The following is a 23,049-nucleotide window of genomic DNA, read 5'->3' as shown; positions in this document are numbered from 1 at the left end:
ACATGAACTCATCCCAATCCCCCCACCGCGAGCGACTCTTGCAAGAGCGCGCTCAATTGCTGGCCCACATCGCTCAAGAGCGTGGCGGTTTGGTTTCGCGCGTCGACATGGCAGCGGAGCATGACGTGCGTGATTTTGAAAATCGGGCGCAAGCCCTCTCAGAACGCGACGACGAGTTCGCCATGAACGAGCATGAAACAGCCGAGCTGGGCGCACTGGATGCGGCGCTGGAACGTCTGGATGCCGGTCACTACGGCCAATGCAAGGATTGCGGCGTGACGATTCCAGAGGAACGTCTGGCCGCCTACCCTTCCGCCCTGCGATGCATCTCCTGCCAAACCTTGGCAGAAAAATCATCCTGATTTTTGAAAGCGAACCCGCCAATGAGCACTTTTCACGCCGTGGTCTGGATGGACCACCAAGAAGCCCATGTCGTCATGTTCGACCGTGCACACATACAGGCACAGCGCATCCGGTCGCGCAGCCACCACAAACACCAAGGTCAGGCCAACGACACCGCAGCCTTCTTTGCCGATGTGGCCACTGCCCTGAATGGGACACATGAAGTGCTGCTCACCGGTTCGGGGGGTGCACGCAACGAGTTCCGGGCATGGTGCATTCAAAACAGGCCCACTGTGGCCCAGGTGATTGTGGACAACGTGCCCAGCGACCACCCGACCGACCCTCAACTCGTGGCATTGGCCAAGCAGTATTTCAAGGCTTTCGACGCCATGGCGGCTGACCCCAGTCGGTTATAAACGGCTCTTGAGGGGCGGGCAGGGGCATGGCTTGGCACGCCCCTGCAGGCTGATATGCTTTGAGGCATGCACAGCTTATTTCACTTGGCGTTTCACGTCACCGACCTCAACGAGGCCCGCCGCTTTTATGGCGGCTTGCTTGGCTGCAAAGAAGGCCGCTCCACCGACACTTGGGTGGACTTTGACTTTTTTTCGCACCAGATTTCGCTTCATTTGGGTGAGCCCTTCAAAACCACCCTCACGGGCCGTGTCGGTGATCAGCTGGTGCCCATGCCTCACTTTGGCTTGATCTTGCAAAAAGACGATTGGCAAACCTTGGCTGACCGCTTGCAAGCGGCGCACATGGCATTTGTGGTCGAACCCCATCTGCGCTTTGCAGGCCAACCTGGCGAGCAATGGACGATGTTCTTCATGGACCCGTTTGACAACCCAATCGAAGTCAAGGGCTTCACCAGTCTGAGCACGGTGTACGCGAGCTGATGGCCATGGAACACAGCTTCGCTTCGGCCACCATCTTGCTGCTGCTGATCACCGATCCGCTGGGCAACATCCCGATTTTTGTGAACACCCTGCGGGCCGTGCCCCCCGAGCGGCGTGCCCGCGTCATCGTGCGCGAAGTGCTGATCGCTTTTGGCCTGCTGCTGGCCTTCATGTTTGTGGGGCAATCGTTTCTGAAGGCCATGAGCCTGTCCGATGTGTCCTTGCAAATTGGCGGTGCGGTGGTGCTGTTTTTGATCGCCTTGCGCATGATCTTTCCGCCACCGCCACAAGACTCAACTGTGCCTTTGACTGAGCCCTTGATCGTTCCCTTGGCCATCCCCGCCTTGGCCGGACCTTCGGCCATGGCGACCGTTTTACTGCTGGTCAGCCAAGCGCCCGAACGCCGATTAGAGTGGGTGGCCGCTCTGACGGTGACCATGGCTGTGTGCGCTGTGGTGCTGCTGCTCGCCGAGCGTTTGCAGCGTTTGGTGGGCTTGCGCGTGGTCTCGGCTTTTGAGCGCTTGATGGGTCTGATTTTGGTGTCCATCTCGGTAGAGATGCTGATCCGGGGCTTGAAGTCTTTGGCACAAAGCTGGCCTCACTGAGCCGCTGGCAGTGACTTTAGGCTGATCAGTTCAGCCGACTGCTTTCCAGCGGCACATCCTTTTTAGACCGGGGTGTGCCAATCGGTCTGCCCGATTGGCCTTTTTGGGTGGCCGCAATGTCTTCTTCGCTGGGGTATTGGCCCAACAACCAATAGTCAAAAACACGCCGGGCAATGGGGGCCGCTGCGGCTGCGCCGAAGCCAGCATTCTCAACCACCACGGCCAGCGCAATCTTGGGCGCATCAGCGGGTGCATAGGCCATGTACAAGGCATGGTCGCGCTGGTACTCCGCCAGTTTGGCGGCGTTGTATTTGTCTTTTTGACCAATGGTGACGGCCTGCGCCGTGCCGGTTTTCCCTGCGCTCTGGTAGCCCGCTCCGGCAAACACCTGAGCCGAAGTGCCCGATGTGACCACCCCGACCAAGCCGTTGCGCACCACCGCAATGTGTTCGGGCGCGTAACCCAAATCCACAGGCTCAGACGTGGTGGTTGCCACTTGGGCGTGGGTCAGGGCGTCTTGCGTGGCACGCACCACGCGAGGGGCAAATTTTCGCCCACCGCTGGCGATGGTGGCAGTGGCCGATGCCAGCTGCACCATGGTGAAAGCGTTGTAGCCCTGACCAATGCCCAGCGAGATGGTTTCGCCACCGAACCATTTTTTCTGCTCAGGCTTTTTGTAATAGTTGCGCTTCCACTCGGTGCTGGGCAGCACGCCACGCACCTCGCCTGGCAAATCAATGCCGGTGATCTGGCCAAAGCCCAAAGGCTTCATGAAGTCGTGGATGGCATCGACCCCCATCTCGTTGGCCAATGAGTAGTAATAGACGTTGCTGGACAAGGTGATCGAACGGACCATGTCGACCGGGCCCAGCCCGGAGTCGCCATGGCTACGGAAGGTGTGCCCGCCATAAGACCACGAACCCGCATCGTTGATGATGGTGCTGGCACTGCGTTTGCCCGTGGTCAATGCGCCCAGGGCCATGAAAGGTTTGTAGGTCGAGCCTGGTGGATAGGTGCCACGCAACGCACGGTTGAGCAAGGGCTTGTCAGGAGACTCGTTGAGCGACTGCCAGCTCTCGACATCAATGCCCTCGACAAACAAATTAGGATCAAACGTGGGCTTGCTGACAAAGGCCAAGACCTCACCGGTTTGCGGGTCCATCGCCACCAATGCGCCACGGCGGTTGCCAAACAAATCCTCGATCATTTTTTGAAGATGGATATCGATCGACAACACCACGTTCTGCCCCGGCGTGGCCAAGTGGCTGGACAGGCTTCGGGTGGCCCGGCCACCGGCCGAAGTTTCAACCCGGTTCACGCCGGTGATGCCATGCAACTCGCGCTCGTAACGCTGCTCAACCCCCAGCTTGCCGATGTATTCCGTGCCCCGGTAATTGCCCACATCGTCGTCGTCTTCAATGCGTTCTTTTTCACGCGCATTGATGCGACCGATGTAACCCACCACATGGCTGGCCAACTCGCCATAGGGGTACTGCCTGAACAAGCGCGCCTTGATTTCAACGCCCGGAAACCGGTAGCGCTGCGCACTGAAACGCGCCACCTCTTCGTCGGTCAAGCGGGTGCGTATGGGCAAAGAGTCAAAGCTGCGCGACTCTTCACGCAGGCGTTTAAAACGGCGGCGGTCTTTGCCCTGAATTTCCACCAGCTCGCCCAGCGCATCGATCGTGGCCTCCAGATCGGTCACTTTGGACGGCGTGATTTCGAGCGTGTAGGCCGAGTAATTGCTGGCCAGCTCAACGCCATTTCGGTCCAGAATGCTGCCGCGTGGCGGAACGGTGGGGATCACGGCCGTGCGGTTGTTTTCGGCCTGCTCCAACAAGTCTTCATGGCGCACGATTTGCAGATACGACAAACGGGCCGCCACCAGCAAAAAGCAAACCAGCACGACCACCTGAACCACGAACACACGGTTGCGAAACCGGGAAAGATCGGCCTGGTTATCCCGCAGCTCGGCAAGTGAAGGCAGCCACATTGGCATGGTCAAAGCGGCCGGATGTTGTCTGGGTCAACCGCTCGCCGCTGCGGTGCGAGCAACAAAGCGCCCATCAGAGGCCACAGGGCCGCTTGCATCAAGGGTGCAAACAGCTGACTCCAATGGGGCCAGGCGTCCTGCACGATCAGGCGGGTCACCCACTCCAGCAAAGATGCGATCACAAACAGCGGCGCAATTTGCAGCGCTTGCTCGCGCAAAGGAAACCACAGCAAGCGCCGCTGCACGGCAATCGCCATGCTGCTCAGCACCACATACGACAAAGCGTTTTGTCCCAACAAAGCCGACTCATGCACATCCAGCGCCAAGCCCAGCACAAAGGCCAACACCAGGCCAACACGTCGGGGTTGGTAAACATTCCAGAACACCACCACGATGGCCAGGACATCGGGCAGCCAGCGCCAACCCGTCAAACCCAACAACATGTTCGTCAGCAGCCCCACCACCAAGGTCAAGGCAATGAAGCGAGGGTTGGCGGGCAGCAGCAGCGGTCGGCCTGCGGGCATGATCATGGCTTGGCTCCTGAAGATGCGGGTGCGGCAGAAGGCGCAGAAGACGCAGTTGGCCGACCTTTGCCACTGCGCTTGGGTTCAGGATGGGCGGCAGGCGCTAGTGGCCAGTCCTTGACCGGCATCAGCACCAGCAAATGCCGACCACGGGCTTTGGCAGCCGGAGTGGCATGCACCCGCGCAAATGACGAATCGACACGGCGGTCGATCTGGCTCACGGTGCCCACATGCAGGCCCGGCGGATACACGCCGTCAATGCCACTGGTCGTGAGCAAGTCACCTTGTTTGACATCGGTGCTGGCGGGTACAAACTTCAGCTCCAGTGCTCCGCCTGGCATGAACGGGTCGCCCATCGCCACATGCCGACTGCCCGTGCGGGCATTCATCACGGGAATGCTTTGGTCCCGGTCCGTGAGCAAGGTCACCTCACTGACCAGGGGGTAGACCCGCGTCACTTGCCCCACCACGCCACCGGCATCAATGACGGCAGCGCCTTGCACGATGCCCCCGATTTGGCCACGGTCCACCACCACGCGATCGGTATAAGGGTCGGCGGTGTCGTAAAGCACCTCCACCGCCTGGGATGGTCCCGCCATTTGCTTGCGCAGATCCAGCAACTGCCGCAGCTGGGCGTTTTCTTGCGTCAACTGCTCAACTTGCTGCAAACGCTGGGCTTGCGCGATGGTGCGGGTATGGAAGTTTTGCGCCGCATCTTGCGCTTCTTCGAGATTGCCAAAATATTGGCCCAAACCGTTGACCGCCCGCCCGGGCTGCAACGACAACCACTGCAAGGGGGCCAACACGATGGCAATGCCCGAACGCAGCGGCTGAGAAATTTTGAACCGGTGGTCCGAGGCCATCAACAAAATCGACAGCAGCGCCAAGAGCACCAGTTTGGTGGTCGCAGACAGGCCCTGCCGAAAAATCGGCGGGGCACTGCGTTCGAGGGTATCCAGAGCCATGGGGGAGGTGCGCCGGATTCAGGTTAGGTCAAGCTTGAACCCTGGCCGTGGGCAAGCAGCCAGGTGCATCGCTTATTCGCTGGTGAAGATGCTGCCCAACTGGTCCATGCGCTCCAGCGCCATGCCGCAACCACGGGCCACGCAGGTCAGCGGGTCTTCGGCCACCAGCACGGGCAAGCCGGTTTCTTCGGCCAGCAGGCGGTCCAGGTCGCGCAGCAGTGCGCCACCACCGGTCAACATCATGCCGCGTTCGGCGATGTCGGCGCCCAGTTCAGGCGGGGTGTGTTCCAGCGCGGTTTTGACGGCCGAGACGATCTGGTTGAGCGGATCGGTCAGGGCTTCCAGAATTTCGTTGGAGCTGATGGTGAAGCTGCGTGGCACGCCTTCCGACAGGTTGCGGCCCTTGACTTCCATTTCCTTGACTTCGCTGCCGGGGAAGGCCGAGCCGATGTTTTTCTTGATGGCTTCTGCGGTGGGCTCACCGATGAGCATGCCGTAGTTGCGACGGATGTAGCTGATGATGGCTTCGTCGAACTTGTCGCCACCCACGCGCACACTGCCTTTGTAGACCATGCCACCCAGCGAGATCACGCCGACTTCGGTGGTGCCGCCGCCGATGTCCACCACCATGGAGCCCGAAGCTGCCGACACCGGCAAGCCGGCACCAATCGCAGCGGCCATGGGCTCTTCGATCAAATACACCTCAGAAGCACCTGCGCCCAAAGCGGACTCGCGGATCGCCCGGCGCTCGACTTGGGTGGAGCCGCAAGGCACGCAAATGATGATGCGGGGGCTGGGGCGGAAGGTGCTGCGGGGGTGCACCATGCGGATGAACTGCTTGAGCATCTGCTCGGTCACGGTGAAGTCGGCAATCACGCCGTCTTTCATCGGGCGAATGGCTTCGATGTTGCCGGGCACCTTGCCCAGCATGGCCTTGGCTTCGTGGCCCACAGCTTGCAAAGTCTTTTTGCCCTGGGGACCGCCTTCGTGGCGAATGGCGACCACCGAAGGCTCGTCGAGCACGATGCCCTTGTCGCGCACAAAAATCAGGGTGTTGGCGGTGCCCAGGTCAATGGCCAGGTCGCTGGAAAAATAACGGCGAAATGAAGAAAACATTCGGGAGTCCTTTGACGCTCAAACCCAAGGCCCGATGGAGGCAAATTGGGGACGGCGCGGCTGTCAAATCGGGTGTGTCGTGAGGGCTGGCTCAGAGGCTATGCTGTGAGCTGCGCCAAACACAGGATAATACCCGATCCCCCGGCAAAACAGGTGCTTTGAAGCCCCGTTTGGCTTGGAAAACCCCGTCATTTACAACTCTTTTCAAACCATGTCCCTGACCCCGCAGGATATTGCCCGCATCGCGAACCTCGCCCGACTGGAACTGCAGCCCGACGAGAGTGAGCGCATGCTGACCCAGATCAACGGCTTTTTTGGCATCGTCGAAGCCATGCAGGCCGTGGACACCACCGGCATCGAGCCGATGGCCCACCCCGTGGCTGCCATCCAGGACATCACGCTGCGCCTGCGCCCCGACGTGGCCAGCGAACCCAACCAACGCGACCTGAACCAGCGCAGCGCCCCCGCCGTCGAGCGCGGGCTGTTCTTGGTGCCCAAGGTGATCGAGTGAGCCGCACGATGAATTCTCTGCATGACATGACCGTGGCCGAACTGGCCCAGGCCCTCAAGGCCAAACAGGTGAGCGCCGTCGAAGTGGCCACCGGCTTTCTGGCCCGTTTGGGTGGCAACCCGCACAACGCGTTCCTCGACATCGACAGCGAAGTGACGCTGGCGCAAGCGCAAGCCAGCGACGCCCGTCTGGCCGCTGGCACGGGCGGTCTGCTCGAAGGTGTGCCCGTGGCCCACAAAGACGTGTTTGTGACCCGCGACTTCGCCACCACTGCGGGCTCCAAGATCCTGACCGGCTACCGCTCGCCCTTTGACGCCACGCTGGTGCAAAAACTCGGCGCATCCGCACAAGGCGGCGCAGGCATGGTGACCTTGGGCAAGCTCAACTGCGACGAGTTCGCCATGGGTTCGGCCAACGAAAACTCGGCCTTTGGCAAAGTCACCAACCCCTGGGACACGGCCCGCGTGCCCGGCGGCTCGTCGGGCGGCAGCGCCGCCGCAGTGGCGGCCCGTCTGACACCAGCAGCGACTGGCACCGACACCGGCGGCTCGATCCGCCAACCTGCCAGCTTTTGCGGCATCACTGGCATCAAGCCCACCTATGGCCGCGCCAGCCGTTACGGCATGATCGCCTACGCCTCCAGCCTCGACCAGGGCGGCCCCATGGCCCGCACGGCCGAAGACTGCGCACTGCTGCTCAGCGCCATGTGCGGCCCCGACATTGACCGCGACTCCACCTCGCTGGACATGCCTGCCGAAGACTTCACCGCATCACTGAACCAATCGCTGGAAGGCCTGCGCATTGGCATTCCCAAAGAGTTCTTTGGTGAAGGCCTGCACGCCGATGTGCGCGCTGCCGTCGATGGCGCTTTGCGCGAGTATGAAAAGCTGGGCGCCAGGCTGGTGCCCATCAGCCTGCCGCGCACCGAGCTGTCCATTCCGGTGTACTACATCATCGCCCCGGCCGAAGCCAGCTCCAACCTGAGCCGCTTTGACGGCGTGAAGTTCGGCCACCGCGCCAAGGACTACACCGACCTGGTGGACATGTACAAAAAGACCCGCGCCGAAGGCTTTGGCAACGAGGTCAAACGCCGCATCATGACGGGCGCTTATGTGCTCTCGCATGGGTATTACGATGCCTACTACCTGCAGGCCCAAAAAATCCGCCGCATGATCGCGGATGACTTCCAGAACGCGTTCAAAGAATGCGACGTCATCGCCGGTCCCGTGGCCCCATCCGTGGCCTGGAAGTTTGGCGAAAACGCCAACGACCCGGTGGCCGATTATTTGGCCGACATCTTCACGCTGCCAGCCTCTTTGGCCGGTCTGCCGGGCATGAGCGTGCCCGCAGGCTTTGGCGCACAGGGCATGCCTGTAGGTTTGCAGCTGATCGGCAACTACTTCAAGGAAGCCCAGTTGCTGAACGCCGCACACCGCCTGCAACAAGCGACCGATTTCCACCTTCGCAAGCCGGAGGGCCTTCAGTGAACCCAGGTCTTTGTGGGAGCGAGCCCCTGCTCGCGAATGCTTTCAATACAGCAGCGGCCTCCCACAAGTTCTGATTCATCAGGTGAACCACATATGAGCAAACTCGTCCAAGGCTACGAAGTCGTCATCGGCTTCGAAACACACGCCCAACTCTCAACCAAGAGCAAGATTTTCAGCCGCGCCTCAGTGGCGTTTGGTGCCGAGCCCAACACGCAAGCCTGCGCGGTGGACATGGCCCTGCCCGGCACGCTGCCGGTGATGAACATTGGTGCTGTTGAGCGCGCCATCGAGTTCGGCTTGGCCATCAACGCCCACATCGCTGAGCGCAGCATTTTTGCGCGCAAAAACTACTTCTACCCCGACCTGCCCAAGGGCTACCAGATCAGCCAGTTCGAGATCCCGGTGGTGCAAGGCGGTGAGGTGTCGTTCTTTTTGGAAGTGGGCAAAGAGACCGTGCGCAAAACCGTGCGCCTGGAGCGCGCCCACCTCGAAGAAGACGCGGGCAAATCGCTGCACGAAGACTTCATTGGTCAGTCGGGCATCGACCTGAACCGCGCCGGCACACCCCTGCTGGAGATCGTGACCCAGCCCGACATGCGCAGCAGCGAAGAAGCGGTGGCCTACGCCAAAGAGCTGCACAAGATCGTGACCTGGATCGGCATCTGCGATGGCAACATGCAGGAGGGCAGTTTCCGTTGCGACGCCAACGTGTCGGTGCGCAAGCCCGGTGGCGAGCTCGGCACCCGCCGCGAAATCAAGAACCTGAACAGCTTCAAGTTCATGCAGCAGGCCATCGACTACGAAGTGCGCTGGCAGATCGACCAAATCGAAGACGGCCACGCCATCCAGCAAGCCACGGTGCTGTTCGACCCCGACACGGGCGAGACCCGCGCCATGCGCACCAAGGAAGACGCTGCAGACTACCGCTACTTCCCCGACCCGGACCTGCCACCGCTGGTGATCGGCCGCGACTGGGTGGAGCGCGTCAAAGGCGAAATGGCAGAACTGCCCCGCGTAATGGCCGAGCGCTTCGTCAAGGACTACGCCCTGCCCGAATACGACGCCACGCAACTGACCCAAAGCAAGGCGGTTGCCGCTTACTTTGAAGCCACCGCCAAAGCCTGCGGCCAGCCCAAACTGGCCAGCAACTGGATCATGGGCGAAGTCTCACGCCGCCTGAACGCCAGCGAAATGGCCATCGAACAAGCACCTGTTAGCGCCGCCCAATTGGCCGCCCTGATTGGCCGCATCAGCGACAACACCATCAGCAATAACGCAGCGCGTCAGGTGTTTGAAGGTCTGTGGAACGGCGAAGGCCCCTCCGGTAGCGAAGGCGATGTTGACGCACTCATCGAAGCCAAAGGCCTCAAGCAGATGAACGACACCGGCGAGCTGGAAAAGATCATCGACGACGTGTTGGCCGCCAATCCCAAGAACGTGGAGGAGTTCAAGGCCGGTAACGCTAAGGCTCTCAACGGCCTGGTCGGCCCGATCATGAAAGCCAGCAAAGGCAAGGCCAATCCGGGGCAGGTGAATGCGCTGTTGATGAAGAAGCTGAGATAAAAATTTCAGTGCTTGTAGGAGATCTGTTATGAGTTTGACATTTTTGCAGCTGGCAGAAAAAGTTCTCGCTGAACAAAACAGGGCACTCAGCGTGGATGAGATATGGCAGCTTGCTTTGTCAGCCGATTATGTGGCTCAACTGAACTCAACAGGGAAAACACCGATTCATACTCTGGGCTCAAAATTGTATGGAGCTTGCAAGCCAGGGGTGGAATCCAATTTTGTGAGCATTGGAAATCGTCCAAAGCGGTTTTATCTTCGCTCAATGGAGACGACGGTCGACACTGAATCGATTGAGGAGCCGCCCGATGAACCAGTGAGCTTAGAGCTGAAGCCATTGCTAGAAAAGGAGCTTCATCCTTTGATGGCTTACTTTGCTCAGTCTGAGTTCCAAGCTTATTGCAAGACCATCAATCACCAAAAAAGCAGCAAGTCCACCTACGCACAATGGACTCACCCCGACATGGTGGGTTGCTTCTTCCCAGATATGGAACCTGCGGCTCGTGAACTCAGCAAAGCATTAGGTTCACCCAAGCTGCGGCTGTACTCGTTCGAGCTGAAACGTCATCTCACGTTTCAGAACCTACGGGAGTCTTTTTTTCAGGCAGTGTCCAATTCTTCATGGGCGAATGAAGGCTATCTATGTGCCTCCAAAATTTCTGCCGACCTTGACTTTCGCTCAGAATTGCAACGCCTTTCGAACTCGTTTGGCATCGGCGTCATCGAATTTGATCTGAATGATCCTGATTCCACAGCAATTTTGTATCAAGCCAAAGAGCATGAACTGGATTGGAATGCTATTAACAAGCTTTGCGAGATCAACACGGACTTTGAAGTTTTTTTGCACAGAGTACGGGCTGACCTTAATAATAATGAGCCTCGGGTTGAAAAATACGATCGAGTTGAGACAGCGGAAAAAATCAAAGAAATGCTTGCAACTGCAGGTAAACAAAGCTGATAGTTTTCACCATGCCGTGACATGCGCACCAGCGTGGAAGCCGTTGGCTGATTGCAGCATGCTTGTTTGCTCTCTTGATTGTTGCGATCAGAACTTAGGTTTACGCATGCGGCCAACCAATTTCACAATTCCCCGGGTCAAATAGGCAACACCAAGTCCGATAAACGACATCACTACAGTGAACAGTACCCACACATAAAGCCCGACGCCTTGAGCAATCATGTCTCGGTCGTTGGTTGGCTCCGGATGCGTTTGAAGTTTTTCAGCAAGCACGCCACCCAAAGTGACGACGATGTGAAAGATCACGAATGAGATCAGTGCTTTTTTGTGGAAACTCATGACAGAAGTGTTTCAGTTTTATTTTGTAGATGCGTCCACAAGGCCCTGACTATCACGCTTGAAGCATCGTCACGGTGCCTACAGCCTGTAGCTTTGTAGAGAGCAGGATTTTGATGCAGCATGTCATTGCGAATGCCTGCTGCCAGTCCGTAATGGGTTTGATGCAGTTGATCTTCCGGCAAAGCTGTAAGGTCCTTGAGTGCCGATTTCGACATTTCTTTCATCAGGCATTCGACGGCGGCTTCAACCGTTCTCGGGCGCTGATCTGCTGGCTCACTCAATTTCATTGCCGCATCAAAATCCAGTTCAAAGTGACTTAGAGGTAAACAAGCATGTATCAACTCCAAATCAGGTGCCAGTTCTAGTGCGTCCTGCGTTAACACTTCAACAAGAATATTTACAGCCGTTTCTCTGGGAAATTCAAATAAACCAACCCCAATCACGGGTACGGCAAGACTTTGAATTTGGGTCTCAGCACACAACCGCAAGATTGATTGCCATGTCCTGCGCAACACTACTTCAGACTCAGCCTCATGCGTGTAATGCGGCGAACGAACCAAGATTACCCATTTATTTTGCAGATTAAATCCAGGAGCAATAACAGCATGGCCAAAAGAGATTGACGACCGCCCATGACTGAAGACTTCCAGTTCTTTACCGCCCACCTTGAAAGACTCCCGTGAATCCGGAGTGTCGGGATTACCATTTAAATCAACACTGCAGACAATCGCCTCGACCATGGACTGCGTCGATGCATAGGCAAGACATTTTTTCTCTATTTTCATCATTTGTTTTGCTCAGCAATCAATTGACGAACAGCGTTGGATTCCGCATACAACTGCTGCAGCACATGCCGCATTTCCGGCGTCAAAAATTTCCAACCTTCTAGGGCAATCTCTTGCGGCAGGCCATGCAGTGCTTCTGCAATACCGCCGGTAATTGCTGCAATGGTGTCGCTGTCGCCACCGATGGATACGGCGTTGCGAATGGCATCTTCGTAGCTCGTACTTTGCAGGGCGCAGACGATGGCCTGTGGCACCGAGCCTGCTGCACTTTCAGTACGTACATAGGTGGGGCGGATGTCGTCGGGCGTGATGCTCAGGTCATAGCCAAAACGTTCGGTCAGGCGGGAGGCGATGCTTTGCGGGTCTACCTTGCCTCTTGCCCAATAAATGCTCAGCGCTACGGCACGGGCCGAGGCGATGCCATCTGGGTGATTGTGGGTAATTGCCGTGGCGGCATCAGACCAGGCGATGGCATCTTCCTCGCTACTGGCTAACAAGCCTACTGGGCTGATGCGCATGGCTGCGCCATTGCCCCAGCTGCCATAAGGCTGCGGGTTGTCATCCATGAACCATTCAGCAAAGCTTTTGCCCCAGCCGCCATTTTCTGCATGGCTGCGGCACCAGTCGATCAACGTGCCCTGCGGCTCTGCACCGCGTACCAGAGCATCGGCGATAGCCACAGTGCAAACCGTGTCGTCGGTGAAGTGCGCCTGCTTGTGAAACAGGGGGGCAAAGCCCTTGCTACGGTAGTTTTTAAATTCGTAAACCGAGCCAATGATGTCGCCAATTACGGTGCCGAGCATGCCTGTTACCTTCCTCTGTATGGGACATTGTCGGATATCTCATGCCAAGTGCATCTGAATGGTGAGCACTTGGATGCATATGTCGTTTTCTTCGTCCTTTACCCCGCCTTTGAAAAGTAACCCTGAAATAAACTGATTAGTGAAAATTTCTTCAGCAAGCGTCACTGACAGAGTACCCATCATCCACAATCCGCCCATGCCCTCGAACCCCAATCGCACCATTTACTACCTCCCCGGTCACGGTGGCCAGTTAGCCACCGGTCTTGGTCAAGGCCTGATGGATCGGGGTTTCGATGTCACAGGGCGCGAAACGCGTGGCGACTTCCGAGCACTGCCTTTTGATGAACAAGTGCAGGCCATCGTCGATGATCTGCAAAGCCATTTCTGGCATGAACAGGCACGGGTGATCTGCAATTCCTTTGGCTCATACCTGTTCCTTCATGCGCAAACCCAAATGCCATCTTTCGTGGGCCGGGTGCTTTTGCTGTCGCCCATCGTTGGCGAGTTCACGAACGAACAAGCCAGAACCAGTTTTTCGCCACCAAGACCAGAACGGCTGAAAACGCTGGCGGAGGCAGGGCAATTCAATGCACCTGCCCGCTGTGAAATTCATGTCGGGGAAGAAGACTGGCAAAGCATCCCAGCCAACGTGCAGGCCTTTGGCCGGTTAACAGGCATTCCAGTCACGGTAGTGCCCAACGGCGGGCATGACTTGGGCAAAGCCTATGTGAGACCGCTGCTGGATCGGTGGTTGTCAGTGCACGCTACCTGACGGTTACGGTTTACCTGCGCATGTTTTCTCGGCCCATCTGGTTTGTTTCTCTGGTTTTGGCCGCAGGCCTGTTCATTGCACTCGGCCTGTTCTGGCGCAGCGGTTCTGACCTTGAAATCACGCATCACGACTTGCGCGGACCATCTCAAGCAATCAGCTTCCGTGTGATGCAACTGTCCGACCTTCACTTGCAGCGCTTTGGCGAGGAAGAGAAAGTCATCGTGACTCAGGTCCAGGCGCTGCAGCCTGATTTGGTGGTGCTCACAGGTGATGCCATAGACCGTGCCGATGCACTGCCGGTGCTGAAGGATTTTTTGGCGGCCCTGGGCTCCATACCCGTCGTTGCCGTGCCCGGCAACTGGGAGCACTGGAGCGGGGTGGATTTCCCGGCATTGATTGCGCTTTTTGCAGATCAACCCAATGGTCGGTTCCTGCTCAATGAGCGTGTGTCATTCACATCAGGGGAACGAAAAATCCATTTGATCGGACTGGACGACTTCACTGCCGGACAACCTGATGCACGGCTGCTGTCTCTTGCCATGTCAGACGATGTGACTGTTCTTGTTCAGCACTCACCTGGTTTCTTTGATGCACCCGAAGTCAACCGCCGGATGCGCCAACAACGCTTCTCCTTGTGCCTGTCGGGGCACACCCATGGCGGTCAGATCACCGTGGGTGGTTGGGCACCTTTCAGACCCGTGGGCAGCGGACGCTTCGTGGAAGGGTTCTACGATGTACCGGGTTGTCGCTTGTATGTGTCGAAGGGTTTGGGCACATCTATCGTGCCGCTGCGCTGGGGTGCTGCGCCAGAAATTGCGCTGTTTGATCTGTGAGGCGAGCGTTAAGACCAAGACACTTGAAGCGAATGCCCCAGCGCACCTCAACGACTGTGCAACTTCTCTTGCAACCACACCTTAATGAGTGACTGATAGGGCACATCCCGAGCATTGGCCGCCACCTTGATGCTGTCGAGCAAGTGCTGGGGCAGCCGCAACGAAATGGTTTTGGTCGTTGGTCGCAAGTTGGGCAGTTTCACCTTTTGCGCTTTTTTCCAGTCCACATGCGTGGTGGAGTCATGTGATTCCCAATAGGCGCGTTCTTGCGCCTCGGTCTGGAACTTGGGGATGGCTTGTTTAGCTGTCTGCTTGTTCATAAACACTGCGCTCCTTTCTGTGCATGTCTCTAGCCGAAATCACGCGGATCAATTCTGCGGAGCTGCGCAAGGTGAAAGTGATGTGCAATTGCCGACCATCATCTACAAAATATGAAGCACCCTAGCACTGATCGCGCTCACAGGCCTGTCAGTGCTGGATGAGTTGATACCGAGTCCCACGCCCCGTCCCCGTCTGCACCAACACCCCCATCTCGCACAGCGCCGTGAGTTCACGGTAGGCCGTAGCGCGTGACACGCGGCAGAGGTTCACGTATTTCTCGGTGCTGATGCCGTTAACAAAACCTTCCGGTCCCACGTCATAAAGCTTGTTGATCGCCTTGGTTTGTGTGGGCGTGAGCTGCGGGTGTTGCTCGCGCAGTTCGGTCCAAAAGCGGGTTTTGCGCATGGCCGCTTGCATGTGGTCCCAGGTGGCATCGGCTGCTTTGTGCACACATCCCACAAACCATTGCACCCAAGGCGTCACATCCATGTTGCCCTGGCCGGTGGCCGCTTGCAGTTGGGCGTAATAGCCCGCCCTGTCGAGCCACATTTGCTGCGACAAGCTCCACAGGCGTTTGTCGGTTTTGAGGTCTTGCGCCAGCGTCATTTCGACCAAGGCCCGACCCACGCGGCCATTGCCGTCTTCAAAGGGGTGAATGGCTTCCAGCCACAGGTGCGCCAGCGCTGCGCGCACCAAGCCATCGGTTTGGCCCTGGCTGCTGTTGAACCAGTCGATCAGCCGCGCCATCTGCGCGTGCACCTCGTCCGAGTCGGGGGCCTGGTAATGCACGATGTCGGGCTTGCCCATGCGGGGCGTAACGATCTGCATGGGTTCGGCGTGGTCGCGGTAAGCGCCTGTGCGGATTTTCTGGATGCCGCTGCGCCCGGTCGGGAACAAGGCTGCTTGCCAGCCGTACAAGGTGTCGTGGCTCAACGGCTGCTGGCTTTGTTCGATGGCCGCTTGCAGCACGTCGAGTGTGGCTTCGGTGCGTGCGTCACGCTCCAGCGCTTTGGCGTCGGCCAGACCCAAACGCCGGGCGGCAGAGGCCCTCACCGAATTGACTTGCAGCAATTCGCCCTCGATCTGCGCCGTGGCCACGGCTTCGTCGGCCCAGCCTTGCAGTTCCAATGCGCCCAGGTCCATCAGTTGCAGATGACTGGCCAGTCCCATGGCACGCCCTTGCGCATAGCGTGCAGCGGCCAATAACGGTTGCAGCGCGACTAAATCGAACTGGAATTCAGGCCATTGGGGGGATTGCCAGAGGTACATGAAGCGTATTCTAAGGATTTACGCTTCATATGTGAAGCGTAAATGGCTTTTTTACGCTTCACGCCTTCGAACGGTATCCAGCACAGCACGCCCTCATCATTGACAAATCAACCAATTGTCGTAACATACAAACATTAAATCCAAGAGGTGGCGCCCATGAGCATTCACACGTTTTCAAGCCGCGACTTCACACGCGATGTGTCCGCCGCCAAACGCGCTGCCGTGGATGGGCCCGTGTTCATCACCGACCGGGGGCGCCCCGCGTTCGCATTGCTCAAAATCGACGACTACTACCGAATGGCCGGAAAGGCAGCACCTTCTTTGCTGGAGATGATGGACAGCATTCCGGGCGGTGAAGGCATAGATTTCGATCCGCCCAAGCTGGGCCTTCAGATTCAAGCCGCAAGCTTGGACTGAAGGCGATCCATGTTCGTTCTGGACACCAACGTTATTTCCGAGCTGCGCCAAGGCAAGCCCAACCCCTCCATGGCGGTGCGCCAATGGGCCGCAGGCCAGCCCAGCAACCAACTGTTTTTGTCGGCCATCACACTGCTGGAGTTGGAATTGGGCATTCAGGCGCTGGAGCGCAAAACACCGCCGCAGGGCAGCGCTTTGCGCCATTGGCTAGGCGGCGTTCGCGCCGCTTTTGCGGGCCGTATCTTGCCTTTTGCGGAAAACACCGCACCCGTGTGTGCGGGGCTGCACATTCCCAACCCACGTTCAGACCGGGACGCCATGATTGCGGCCACAGCGATTGAGCACAGATTCACTGTGGTGACACGCAACATGTCGGACTTTGAGCCGACAGGCGTGGCAGTTTTGAACCCTTGGCTCAGCTAGCCAACGGCACGACTTCCTGTTCAATCGCCCCAAACAAGCTCTCACCGTTCAAGCCCTTCATTTCAATGCGGATGGTGTCGCCGAACTTCATGAATTCGGTCGAGGGCTTGCCGTCAAGGATGGTTTCGATGGCGCGTTTTTCGGCGATGCAGCTGTAGCCCTTGGGCCACTCGGGTTTGCCTTTCACTTCCACGCTTTTGTTGCTCACGGTGCCGCTGCCCACGATGGAGCCGGCACGCACGTTGCGGGTTTTGCAGATGTGGGCGATCAGCTGGCCGAAATGGAAGGTCATCTCGGGGCCGGCTTCGCACATGCCGACCTTGCGGCCGTTCCAGATGGACTGCAGCGTCAGGTGCACCCTGCCGCCTTGCCAGGCTTCGCCCAACTCATCGGGGGTCACGGCCACGGGGCTGAAGGCGGTGGCGGGTTTGCTCTGGAAAAAGCCAAAGCCTTTGGCCAACTCGTTCGGGATCAGGTTGCGCAGGCTCACGTCGTTGGCCAGCATGATCAGGCGCACGCCTTCGATGGCGTCGTCGGCACTGGTCTGCATGGGCACGTCACCCGTGATGACGGCGATCTCGGCTTCAAAGTCGATGCCAAAGGCTTCGCTGGCACACACCACCGGATCGCAGGGACCCAGAAGATCGTCGCTGCCGCCCTGGTACATCAGCGGGTCGGTGTAGAAGCTGCTGGGCACTTCCGAGCTGCGTGCCGCACGGACCAGCTCCACGTGGTTGAGGTAGGCCGAGCCGTCGGCCCATTGGTAGGCGCGGGGCAAGGGGGCCATGCATTGCGCCGGGTCAAACGGAAATGCGTGGCGCGATTTGCCCTGGTTGAGCGTGGTGTAAAGGTCTTCCAGCTGGGGGGCCAGAAAGTTCCAGTCGTCCAGCACTTGCTGCATTTTGCTGGCGATGCCGGTCGCATAATGAGCGGTGCTCAGGTCGCGCGAGACCACCACTAGTTGTCCGTCGCGTGAGCCGTCTTTGTAGGTCGCCAATTTCATGTTGAATGTGTCCGTTCGTGACTTGATGCGCTACAGTGTGCACCACCGAGAAGTTACGCATTATTAAACTCGTTTAACTAAACGAAACCGGATTTTAGGCGATATGGACTCAGACAGCACAGCCTCCCACCCCAAAGAAAGCGACAAGGAACGCGCCGGCATTCAGTCGGTCGAAGTCGGCTTTGCGCTGCTGGATGTGTTGGCGCAAGCGCCTGGCCCCTTGATGCTGCGCGACCTGGCGGCGGCGGCTCAGATGAGCGCCGCCAAAGCCCACCGTTATCTGGTCAGCTTCCAGCGCTTGGGGCTGGTGGTGCAAGACAGCGCCAACACCCGTTACGAACTGGGGCCCGCCACGCTGCGCTTGGGGCTGGCCACCTTGTCGCGAATGGATGCCGTGAAGATGGCCCGCGACCGTTTGCCTGCATTGATCGAAGCCTCTGGCCACACCATGGCGCTGGCCGTGTGGGGCAACCGGGGGCCGACCCTGGTGCACTGGCAAGAAACACCGCTGGCCATGCCCGTCAGTCTGCGTCTGGGCGATGTGATGCCGCTGCTGTCGTCGGCCACGGGGCGCTGCTTTGCGGCCTTCATCAGCCACGGCCGCTCGGCCGACAAAGCCGCGCCCATGATCGAAGAAGAATTGGCACTGGCCCGCAAACTCGGGCGCAGCGACTTGCCCAGCACCCCCGCGCAAGTGCAGGCCATGCTGAAAGAAACGCGCCAACAAGGCCTGGGCCGCGTGGTCAATGTGTTGTTGCCCGGCATTTCGGGGTTTTGCGCCCCGGTGTTTGATGCCGATGGGCACCTGGTTTTGGGTGTGGTGTCGCTGGGCTCGTCGGCCACGCTCGACACCGCATGGGACGGGCCGATTGCGCAAAGCCTGCGCCAATTTGCCGAGCAACTGTCGGCCGATTTGGGCTGGCGTGCCCGCTGAACCACGGTGTCTGCGGTGCCCACACGTCCAACGCCAACCGAAACGCAGCCAGGCTCAGGTCGGCCTTCGCGCCGCACACTCGGCTGGCTGGTGGGCAGGGTGTTGGTGCTGCATGTGGCCTTGCTCTTGAGCCTGACGGGCACACTGGACTGGCGGCTTCCCACCACCGAATCGATGCGTGTCGCGCCCATGCGAACCCGATGGGTGCCACCTGCGCCCGCCCCCCGCACCACAACCCAAGCGCCCACACCCGCCAAACCCCGCACACGCGTGGCGACCGAACCCCAACAAGCCATTGCGCCCCCTGCGGCAAAAGCAACACCGGCAAGCGCCGATGTGGCTGCAGCTTCAACTTCGCTACCCGCCGACGAGGGTGTCTTGGTGCCAGGCACCCACCCGGCCCCTGCGGCCAGCGAAGCTTCGCCCAGCCAGGCAAGCGCATCAAACTCAGCGCCAACGCGCGCACCTGACGCACGCGACCCGGCAGTTGCCGCTGCACCACCACCCGCCACCGCCAATGAATCGCTGCCCCCGATCCCGCTGGGGGCCTTGCCGCCGCCGGTCTTGCTCAGCTACCGATTGACAGGCCAAGAGAAGGGTTTGACCTACTACGCCAATGGCGAACTGCGCTGGCAACACAACGCGGCGGCCTATGCACTGAGCTTGTCGGTGAAGGCTTTTTTGGTCGGCTCCCGGCATTGGCGAAGCCAGGGCGAAATCACGGGCGCAGGGCTGGCGCCGACACGCTTTTCAGACAGCTGGCGCAACGAACGCGCCGCGCACTTTGACCGGGCCAACAACCGCGTGGTCTTCAGCAACAATGCCCCCGTTGCAGCACTGGAGCCTGGCGCGCAAGACCAGATCAGCTTGTATGTGCAACTGGCCGCCGCGATGGCGGGGGACCCGCAACGCTTTCAGCCCGGCACGCGCTTGCAAGTCCAGACGGCCACCCTCAAGGATGCCCTGCCCTGGTTGTTGACGCTGGAGCCGCCCGAGACTTTGACGCTGGACGGTCAGGCCTTGCCCACCGTCAAATGGGTGTGCCAGCCGCGCAACCGTTTTGACGCCAAGGTAGAGTTTTGGGTGTCACCCCGGCATGCCTGGATGCCGGTGCGCATCCGAATCACCCAGGTCAGCGGCAGTTTCATCGACTTGTTGCTGCGCGGCCAAGAGGCCCTGCCACCGCTGCCCACAGTGGCTGCTGCCGGTTAAAAACCACACGATCTTGAAGTTGATGCACCAGGCCCCACTTATGAGTCATAAGTTGAGGGAGAATGAACGCATGAACCTGTTGTACGAATCTGAAACCTTTGCCGTGATGCATGTGCTGGCCAACGCGCCCGCCGAGGCCGCACCCCAAACGAGCATTCCACTGCTGGAGCGCCACGGTTTTGAAATCGTGGACAAACGCTCGGGCAAAGAGGTGTACCTGGACGGTTCTTGGGCAGAAATGTTCCAGCAGCAAATCCAGGCCTGGCAACAGCACACCCCGACGCAAGAAGAGGTGGAAGACACGCTCGAAGGCTACACCGGCCTGGCCCAGCAGCCGGTGGTGGTGCACTGAGCAGCCACCCGCCCCCAAATCAAACCGCCTGCCAAGTCAGGCGGTTTTTTTTCGCCGGTTAATCCACTGAAAAATCGGCCCCACCAAAATCAACACGGCCACCAGGCGGCACACCTGAAACGCGGTGACCACCGGCACCCCCAACTGCAAGACCTTGGCCGTGATCGCCATCTCGGCAATGCCGCCAGGCGAGGTGCCCAAAATCAGCGTGGCCGGGTGCAGCCCAGTAGCCCAGGCCATCCACATGCCAAAGCCCACCGACAGCGCCATCATGACCAGGGTGCCGATGGCGGCCGACGCCAGCCAGCGCGGCGCGGTGTGCACAAACTCGCGCTGAAACCGCACCCCCAGGCTCACGCCAATGACCAGTTGCGCCGCATTCGACAAAGCCGTGGGCACCGCCGACCAAGACACGCCCGACAAGGTCAGCGCCATCGATGCCAACAAAGCGCCCATGAACCACGGGTTGGTGCGCCTGAGCCAGGTCATGAGCAGGGCACCCGCTGCGGTGGCCAGCGCCAGCCACAGCAAGCCGGGCCAATGCGCCACTTGTGGCCCCGGCAATAAACGCGCATCGACCTGCAGGCCCCAATGGCTTTGCGCCCATTGCATCGCAAAGGGCACCGACACCACCACGATCACCAGCCGCACGCTGTGCGCGGCTGCCACCAGATCAGTGCGTGCGCCGTGGCGCTCGGCCAGCAAAGTCATCTCGGACGCGCCGCCGATGGCGCTGGCAAAGTAGCTGGTGGCCCGCCAGGCCCCGGACGGCAGGTGCGAAAAATCGGCCGCATGCTGGCGCTGCAGCCACAGGCCAAACAAGCCGCCCAGCGCCAGCGCCCAAAGCACGGCCAGCACAATCGCCCACCACAGGCTGACCACCAGCGCGCTGACTTGCGGCGTGAAATACAGGCCCAAAGCCGCGCCAATGACCCATTGCCCGCCATTGCGCAACAAGGCGGCACTGCGTGTGGGTGAGCCCAGCACCGAAGCCACCGCCGTCGCCAGCAAAGGCCCCAGCATCCACGGAATGGGCGTGCGCAGCCAGACGCACAGTTCAGCAGCAGCCAGCGCCCACAGCAAGGTCAGCGCCACACGGGTCAGTTCACGAAAATTCATCGGGTCAAAAAAAGACCGCCCAAACGGGCGGTCGGGTTCCGGTTAACAAATAACCGATCAGGCGTGACGGCGGATGCTGTCGGCCACGGTCTGCACGATCTGGTCGATGTGCGCGTCTTCCACGATGTAGGGCGGGCAAATGACGATGTTTTCGCCCGCCGGGCGCACCCACACGCCTTTGTGGAAGCAGTCCATGAAGATGTCATACGCCCGCTTGCCGGGTGAGCCCGCGATGCTGGCCAGCTCCACCGCGCCGGCCAGGCCCAGCGTGCGGATGCCGATCACGTTGGGCAAGCCCTTGAGCGCGCTGTGCATGGCATTGCCCAACTTGATGCCTTGCTCACCCGCACGGGCAAACAGGTTTTCTTCTTTCATCAAATCGAGCGTGGCAATGGCCGCTGCGCAAGCCACGGGGTGGCCCGAATAGGTGTAGCCGTGGAAAAACTCGATCGCATGCGCAGGCGAGTTGGCGTTCATCATCGCGTCGTAGATGAAGTCGCGGCAAATCACGCCGCCCAGCGGGATCACGCCATTGGTCACCGCCTTGGCGAAGTTCAGCATGTCCGGCACCACGCCGTAGTAGTCAGCGCCAAAGTTCACGCCCAGACGGCCAAAGCCGGTGATGACCTCGTCAAAAATCAGCAAGATGCCGTGCTTGTCGCAAATCTCGCGCAGGCGCTTCACATAACCCTTGGGCGGGATGTACCAGCCCGCGCTGCCCGCAATCGGCTCGACGATCACCGCCGCCACGTTGCTCGGGTCGTGCAGAACCAAAATGCGGTTTTCCAGCTCCAGCAGCGGGTCTTCGGCCCACACGGGCTCTTCGTGGTGGATGTAGGCGTGGTTCACCGGGTCGTGGATGAAGCGCATGTGGTCCACGCGGGGCAGCAGCTGCGCGCCAAACGCTTTGCGGTTGGCCGGCAAGCCCCCCACGCTCATGCCGCCAAAGTTGACGCCGTGGTAACCCTTTTCGCGGCCGATGAACACGGTGCGGTGGCCTTCGCCCCGGGCACGGTGGTAGGCCAGCGCCACTTTCAGCGCGGTGTCGGCGGCTTCAGAGCCCGAGTTGCAAAACAGCACCTTGTTCAGGTCACCGGGGGCCATGTCGGCAATCATCTGCGCCGCTTTGAAAGCCTTGTCGTTGCTGGCCTGAAAAGCCGTGGCGTAGTCCAGTGTGTCCAGCTGCTTTTTGATGGCTTCGTTGATGGGCTTGCGGTTGTGGCCCGCACCCACGCACCACAGGCTGGAGATGCCGTCGATGACCTTTTTGCCGTCGTGCGTGGTGAAGTGCATGCCTTCTGCGCCCACAAAGACGCGGGGGTCCTGGCGGAAAGTGCGGTTGGGCGTGAAGGGCAACCACTGGTTGTCCATGTGCAAGTCGGTGTGGGCCATGGCGGGGCTTTCTGTGTGCAATCAAAACGCAAAGTTTACGACCAGAAGCGTGTTACGCACGCTCAGACGTGACAGCCTCACCTACAACAGGCACAGGGGCAGCGGTCTTTTGTCT

At 59.3% G+C, this 23,049-nt stretch carries 27 protein-coding genes; 15 read left to right on the top strand and 12 right to left on the bottom strand.

Annotated elements, in window-relative coordinates; translation table 11 throughout:
• Window positions 1–2: 2 nt before the first annotated feature.
• The 4 genes from B9Z33_RS04975 to B9Z33_RS04960 all read left to right on the top strand — a co-directional run bounded on the left by B9Z33_RS04975 (window position 3) and on the right by B9Z33_RS04960 (window position 1,843).
• A complete protein-coding gene (locus B9Z33_RS04975; RefSeq protein ID WP_199220282.1) occupies window positions 3–362 on the top strand; it encodes a TraR/DksA family transcriptional regulator in 360 nt (119 codons plus the stop codon).
• 21 nt (window positions 363–383) lie between these two features.
• Entirely contained in the window at window positions 384–758 is a 375-nt protein-coding gene (locus B9Z33_RS04970; RefSeq protein WP_108285835.1) for a hypothetical protein, read from the top strand.
• Window positions 759–824: 66 nt separating this feature from the next.
• On the top strand, window positions 825–1,238 hold the full coding sequence (locus B9Z33_RS04965; protein WP_108285834.1) for a VOC family protein: 414 nt from the start codon (window positions 825–827) through the stop codon (window positions 1,236–1,238).
• Between the two features lie 5 nt (window positions 1,239–1,243).
• Window positions 1,244–1,843 (top strand): MarC family protein, encoded by a 600-nt coding sequence (locus tag B9Z33_RS04960; protein WP_108286171.1) that lies wholly within the window; start codon window positions 1,244–1,246, stop codon window positions 1,841–1,843.
• Window positions 1,844–1,868: 25 nt separating this feature from the next.
• Here B9Z33_RS04960 and mrdA read toward each other — a convergent pair whose 3' ends face one another.
• The 4 genes from mrdA to B9Z33_RS04940 all read right to left on the bottom strand — a co-directional run bounded on the left by mrdA (window position 1,869) and on the right by B9Z33_RS04940 (window position 6,441).
• Window positions 1,869–3,842, bottom strand: a complete 1,974-nt coding sequence (gene mrdA / locus B9Z33_RS04955; RefSeq protein ID WP_108285833.1) for a penicillin-binding protein 2 — start codon at window positions 3,840–3,842, stop codon at window positions 1,869–1,871.
• A gap of 2 nt (window positions 3,843–3,844) precedes the next feature.
• On the bottom strand, window positions 3,845–4,366 hold the full coding sequence (gene mreD / locus B9Z33_RS04950) for a rod shape-determining protein MreD (protein WP_108285832.1): 522 nt from the start codon (window positions 4,364–4,366) through the stop codon (window positions 3,845–3,847).
• Window positions 4,363–5,325: a rod shape-determining protein MreC gene (gene mreC, locus B9Z33_RS04945; protein WP_108285831.1), complete on the bottom strand. Its 963-nt coding sequence runs from the start codon at window positions 5,323–5,325 to the stop codon at window positions 4,363–4,365. Before mreC ends, mreD begins: the two co-directional genes overlap by 4 nt.
• A 72-nt stretch (window positions 5,326–5,397) precedes the next feature.
• A complete protein-coding gene (locus tag B9Z33_RS04940) occupies window positions 5,398–6,441 on the bottom strand; it encodes a rod shape-determining protein (RefSeq protein ID WP_100174197.1) in 1,044 nt (347 codons plus the stop codon).
• Between the two features lie 211 nt (window positions 6,442–6,652).
• On the opposite strand from B9Z33_RS04940, the gene gatC reads away from it, so the two are divergent.
• From gatC to B9Z33_RS04920, 4 genes are all read left to right on the top strand, one after another.
• A complete protein-coding gene (gatC, locus tag B9Z33_RS04935) occupies window positions 6,653–6,952 on the top strand; it encodes an Asp-tRNA(Asn)/Glu-tRNA(Gln) amidotransferase subunit GatC (protein ID WP_108286170.1) in 300 nt (99 codons plus the stop codon).
• Between the two features lie 8 nt (window positions 6,953–6,960).
• Window positions 6,961–8,439, top strand: coding sequence for an Asp-tRNA(Asn)/Glu-tRNA(Gln) amidotransferase subunit GatA (gatA, locus tag B9Z33_RS04930; RefSeq protein WP_233252731.1), 1,479 nt, complete (start codon window positions 6,961–6,963; stop codon window positions 8,437–8,439).
• Between the two features lie 93 nt (window positions 8,440–8,532).
• Window positions 8,533–10,002, top strand: a complete 1,470-nt coding sequence (gene gatB / locus B9Z33_RS04925; protein WP_108285829.1) for an Asp-tRNA(Asn)/Glu-tRNA(Gln) amidotransferase subunit GatB — start codon at window positions 8,533–8,535, stop codon at window positions 10,000–10,002.
• Window positions 10,003–10,030: 28 nt separating this feature from the next.
• A complete protein-coding gene (locus tag B9Z33_RS04920; protein ID WP_199220281.1) occupies window positions 10,031–10,960 on the top strand; it encodes an HTH domain-containing protein in 930 nt (309 codons plus the stop codon).
• 87 nt (window positions 10,961–11,047) lie between these two features.
• On the opposite strand, the gene B9Z33_RS04915 is transcribed toward B9Z33_RS04920, so the two are convergent.
• Genes B9Z33_RS04915 through B9Z33_RS04905 form a run of 3 tightly spaced genes read right to left on the bottom strand, consistent with a single transcriptional unit; the run spans window position 11,048 to window position 12,887 of the window.
• Window positions 11,048–11,299, bottom strand: a complete 252-nt coding sequence (locus B9Z33_RS04915) for a hypothetical protein (protein ID WP_108285828.1) — start codon at window positions 11,297–11,299, stop codon at window positions 11,048–11,050.
• Window positions 11,296–12,084 (bottom strand): macro domain-containing protein, encoded by a 789-nt coding sequence (locus B9Z33_RS04910; RefSeq protein ID WP_158270176.1) that lies wholly within the window; start codon window positions 12,082–12,084, stop codon window positions 11,296–11,298. Before B9Z33_RS04910 ends, B9Z33_RS04915 begins: the two co-directional genes overlap by 4 nt.
• Window positions 12,084–12,887: an ADP-ribosylglycohydrolase family protein gene (locus B9Z33_RS04905; protein ID WP_108285826.1), complete on the bottom strand. Its 804-nt coding sequence runs from the start codon at window positions 12,885–12,887 to the stop codon at window positions 12,084–12,086. The genes B9Z33_RS04910 and B9Z33_RS04905 overlap by 1 nt, the downstream gene beginning before the upstream one ends.
• A 139-nt stretch (window positions 12,888–13,026) precedes the next feature.
• Here B9Z33_RS04905 and B9Z33_RS04900 point away from each other — a divergent pair, with 139 nt between their 5' ends.
• Both B9Z33_RS04900 and B9Z33_RS04895 read left to right on the top strand, forming a co-directional pair.
• The gene (locus tag B9Z33_RS04900) at window positions 13,027–13,659 is read left to right on the top strand and encodes a hypothetical protein (RefSeq protein ID WP_146183822.1); all 633 of its coding nucleotides are present in this window, start codon (window positions 13,027–13,029) and stop codon (window positions 13,657–13,659) included.
• A 56-nt stretch (window positions 13,660–13,715) separates the two neighbouring features.
• The gene (locus B9Z33_RS04895; protein WP_158270175.1) at window positions 13,716–14,492 is read left to right on the top strand and encodes a metallophosphoesterase; all 777 of its coding nucleotides are present in this window, start codon (window positions 13,716–13,718) and stop codon (window positions 14,490–14,492) included.
• 47 nt (window positions 14,493–14,539) lie between these two features.
• Here B9Z33_RS04895 and B9Z33_RS04890 read toward each other — a convergent pair whose 3' ends face one another.
• Both B9Z33_RS04890 and B9Z33_RS04880 read right to left on the bottom strand, forming a co-directional pair.
• Window positions 14,540–14,812, bottom strand: coding sequence for a BrnA antitoxin family protein (locus tag B9Z33_RS04890; protein WP_108285823.1), 273 nt, complete (start codon window positions 14,810–14,812; stop codon window positions 14,540–14,542).
• 148 nt (window positions 14,813–14,960) lie between these two features.
• Window positions 14,961–16,082 (bottom strand): Fic family protein, encoded by a 1,122-nt coding sequence (locus B9Z33_RS04880; protein ID WP_108285822.1) that lies wholly within the window; start codon window positions 16,080–16,082, stop codon window positions 14,961–14,963.
• Between the two features lie 156 nt (window positions 16,083–16,238).
• Here B9Z33_RS04880 and B9Z33_RS04875 point away from each other — a divergent pair, with 156 nt between their 5' ends.
• Complete coding sequence (locus tag B9Z33_RS04875; protein WP_108286168.1) at window positions 16,239–16,499, top strand: type II toxin-antitoxin system prevent-host-death family antitoxin; 261 nt, start codon at window positions 16,239–16,241, stop codon at window positions 16,497–16,499.
• A gap of 9 nt (window positions 16,500–16,508) precedes the next feature.
• Complete coding sequence (locus tag B9Z33_RS04870; RefSeq protein WP_108285821.1) at window positions 16,509–16,922, top strand: type II toxin-antitoxin system VapC family toxin; 414 nt, start codon at window positions 16,509–16,511, stop codon at window positions 16,920–16,922.
• On the opposite strand, the gene B9Z33_RS04865 is transcribed toward B9Z33_RS04870, so the two are convergent.
• Complete coding sequence (locus tag B9Z33_RS04865; protein ID WP_108285820.1) at window positions 16,915–17,925, bottom strand: fumarylacetoacetate hydrolase family protein; 1,011 nt, start codon at window positions 17,923–17,925, stop codon at window positions 16,915–16,917. The genes B9Z33_RS04870 and B9Z33_RS04865 overlap by 8 nt on opposite strands.
• Before the next feature lie 103 nt (window positions 17,926–18,028).
• Here B9Z33_RS04865 and B9Z33_RS04860 point away from each other — a divergent pair, with 103 nt between their 5' ends.
• The 3 genes from B9Z33_RS04860 to B9Z33_RS04850 all read left to right on the top strand — a co-directional run bounded on the left by B9Z33_RS04860 (window position 18,029) and on the right by B9Z33_RS04850 (window position 20,423).
• On the top strand, window positions 18,029–18,859 hold the full coding sequence (locus B9Z33_RS04860) for an IclR family transcriptional regulator (RefSeq protein WP_108285819.1): 831 nt from the start codon (window positions 18,029–18,031) through the stop codon (window positions 18,857–18,859).
• A 15-nt stretch (window positions 18,860–18,874) separates the two neighbouring features.
• Entirely contained in the window at window positions 18,875–20,071 is a 1,197-nt protein-coding gene (locus tag B9Z33_RS04855; protein ID WP_233252730.1) for a DUF3108 domain-containing protein, read from the top strand.
• Window positions 20,072–20,141: 70 nt separating this feature from the next.
• Complete coding sequence (locus tag B9Z33_RS04850) at window positions 20,142–20,423, top strand: DUF3567 domain-containing protein (protein WP_108285817.1); 282 nt, start codon at window positions 20,142–20,144, stop codon at window positions 20,421–20,423.
• A gap of 36 nt (window positions 20,424–20,459) precedes the next feature.
• On the opposite strand, the gene B9Z33_RS04845 is transcribed toward B9Z33_RS04850, so the two are convergent.
• Window positions 20,460–21,542: an AbrB family transcriptional regulator gene (locus tag B9Z33_RS04845; protein WP_108285816.1), complete on the bottom strand. Its 1,083-nt coding sequence runs from the start codon at window positions 21,540–21,542 to the stop codon at window positions 20,460–20,462.
• 57 nt (window positions 21,543–21,599) lie between these two features.
• Window positions 21,600–22,934: an aminotransferase class III-fold pyridoxal phosphate-dependent enzyme gene (locus B9Z33_RS04840; RefSeq protein ID WP_108285815.1), complete on the bottom strand. Its 1,335-nt coding sequence runs from the start codon at window positions 22,932–22,934 to the stop codon at window positions 21,600–21,602.
• Window positions 22,935–23,049 lie beyond the last annotated feature (115 nt).

This window comes from Limnohabitans sp. T6-20 (assembly GCF_003063505.1).
Taxonomy (GTDB): domain Bacteria; phylum Pseudomonadota; class Gammaproteobacteria; order Burkholderiales; family Burkholderiaceae_C; genus Limnohabitans_A.
This window is presented reverse-complemented; position numbering and strand designations above follow the sequence as displayed.

Bases quoted from the DNA above. Each gene is read 5' to 3' on its own strand.
- B9Z33_RS04975 (WP_199220282.1), top strand. From the start codon at position 3: ATGAACTCATCCCAATCCCCCCACCGCGAGCGACTCTTGCAAGAGCGC.
- B9Z33_RS04970 (WP_108285835.1), top strand. From the start codon at position 384: ATGAGCACTTTTCACGCCGTGGTCTGGATGGACCACCAAGAAGCCCAT.
- B9Z33_RS04965 (WP_108285834.1), top strand. From the start codon at position 825: ATGCACAGCTTATTTCACTTGGCGTTTCACGTCACCGACCTCAACGAG.
- B9Z33_RS04960 (WP_108286171.1), top strand. From the start codon at position 1,244: ATGGAACACAGCTTCGCTTCGGCCACCATCTTGCTGCTGCTGATCACC.
- mrdA (WP_108285833.1), bottom strand. From the start codon at position 3,842: ATGCCAATGTGGCTGCCTTCACTTGCCGAGCTGCGGGATAACCAGGCC.
- mreD (WP_108285832.1), bottom strand. From the start codon at position 4,366: ATGATCATGCCCGCAGGCCGACCGCTGCTGCTGCCCGCCAACCCTCGC.
- mreC (WP_108285831.1), bottom strand. From the start codon at position 5,325: ATGGCTCTGGATACCCTCGAACGCAGTGCCCCGCCGATTTTTCGGCAG.
- B9Z33_RS04940 (WP_100174197.1), bottom strand. From the start codon at position 6,441: ATGTTTTCTTCATTTCGCCGTTATTTTTCCAGCGACCTGGCCATTGAC.
- gatC (WP_108286170.1), top strand. From the start codon at position 6,653: ATGTCCCTGACCCCGCAGGATATTGCCCGCATCGCGAACCTCGCCCGA.
- gatA (WP_233252731.1), top strand. From the start codon at position 6,961: ATGAATTCTCTGCATGACATGACCGTGGCCGAACTGGCCCAGGCCCTC.
- gatB (WP_108285829.1), top strand. From the start codon at position 8,533: ATGAGCAAACTCGTCCAAGGCTACGAAGTCGTCATCGGCTTCGAAACA.
- B9Z33_RS04920 (WP_199220281.1), top strand. From the start codon at position 10,031: ATGAGTTTGACATTTTTGCAGCTGGCAGAAAAAGTTCTCGCTGAACAA.
- B9Z33_RS04915 (WP_108285828.1), bottom strand. From the start codon at position 11,299: ATGAGTTTCCACAAAAAAGCACTGATCTCATTCGTGATCTTTCACATC.
- B9Z33_RS04910 (WP_158270176.1), bottom strand. From the start codon at position 12,084: ATGAAAATAGAGAAAAAATGTCTTGCCTATGCATCGACGCAGTCCATG.
- B9Z33_RS04905 (WP_108285826.1), bottom strand. From the start codon at position 12,887: ATGCTCGGCACCGTAATTGGCGACATCATTGGCTCGGTTTACGAATTT.
- B9Z33_RS04890 (WP_108285823.1), bottom strand. From the start codon at position 14,812: ATGAACAAGCAGACAGCTAAACAAGCCATCCCCAAGTTCCAGACCGAG.
- B9Z33_RS04880 (WP_108285822.1), bottom strand. From the start codon at position 16,082: ATGTACCTCTGGCAATCCCCCCAATGGCCTGAATTCCAGTTCGATTTA.
- B9Z33_RS04875 (WP_108286168.1), top strand. From the start codon at position 16,239: ATGAGCATTCACACGTTTTCAAGCCGCGACTTCACACGCGATGTGTCC.
- B9Z33_RS04870 (WP_108285821.1), top strand. From the start codon at position 16,509: ATGTTCGTTCTGGACACCAACGTTATTTCCGAGCTGCGCCAAGGCAAG.
- B9Z33_RS04865 (WP_108285820.1), bottom strand. From the start codon at position 17,925: ATGAAATTGGCGACCTACAAAGACGGCTCACGCGACGGACAACTAGTG.
- B9Z33_RS04860 (WP_108285819.1), top strand. From the start codon at position 18,029: ATGGACTCAGACAGCACAGCCTCCCACCCCAAAGAAAGCGACAAGGAA.
- B9Z33_RS04850 (WP_108285817.1), top strand. From the start codon at position 20,142: ATGAACCTGTTGTACGAATCTGAAACCTTTGCCGTGATGCATGTGCTG.
- B9Z33_RS04845 (WP_108285816.1), bottom strand. From the start codon at position 21,542: ATGAATTTTCGTGAACTGACCCGTGTGGCGCTGACCTTGCTGTGGGCG.
- B9Z33_RS04840 (WP_108285815.1), bottom strand. From the start codon at position 22,934: ATGGCCCACACCGACTTGCACATGGACAACCAGTGGTTGCCCTTCACG.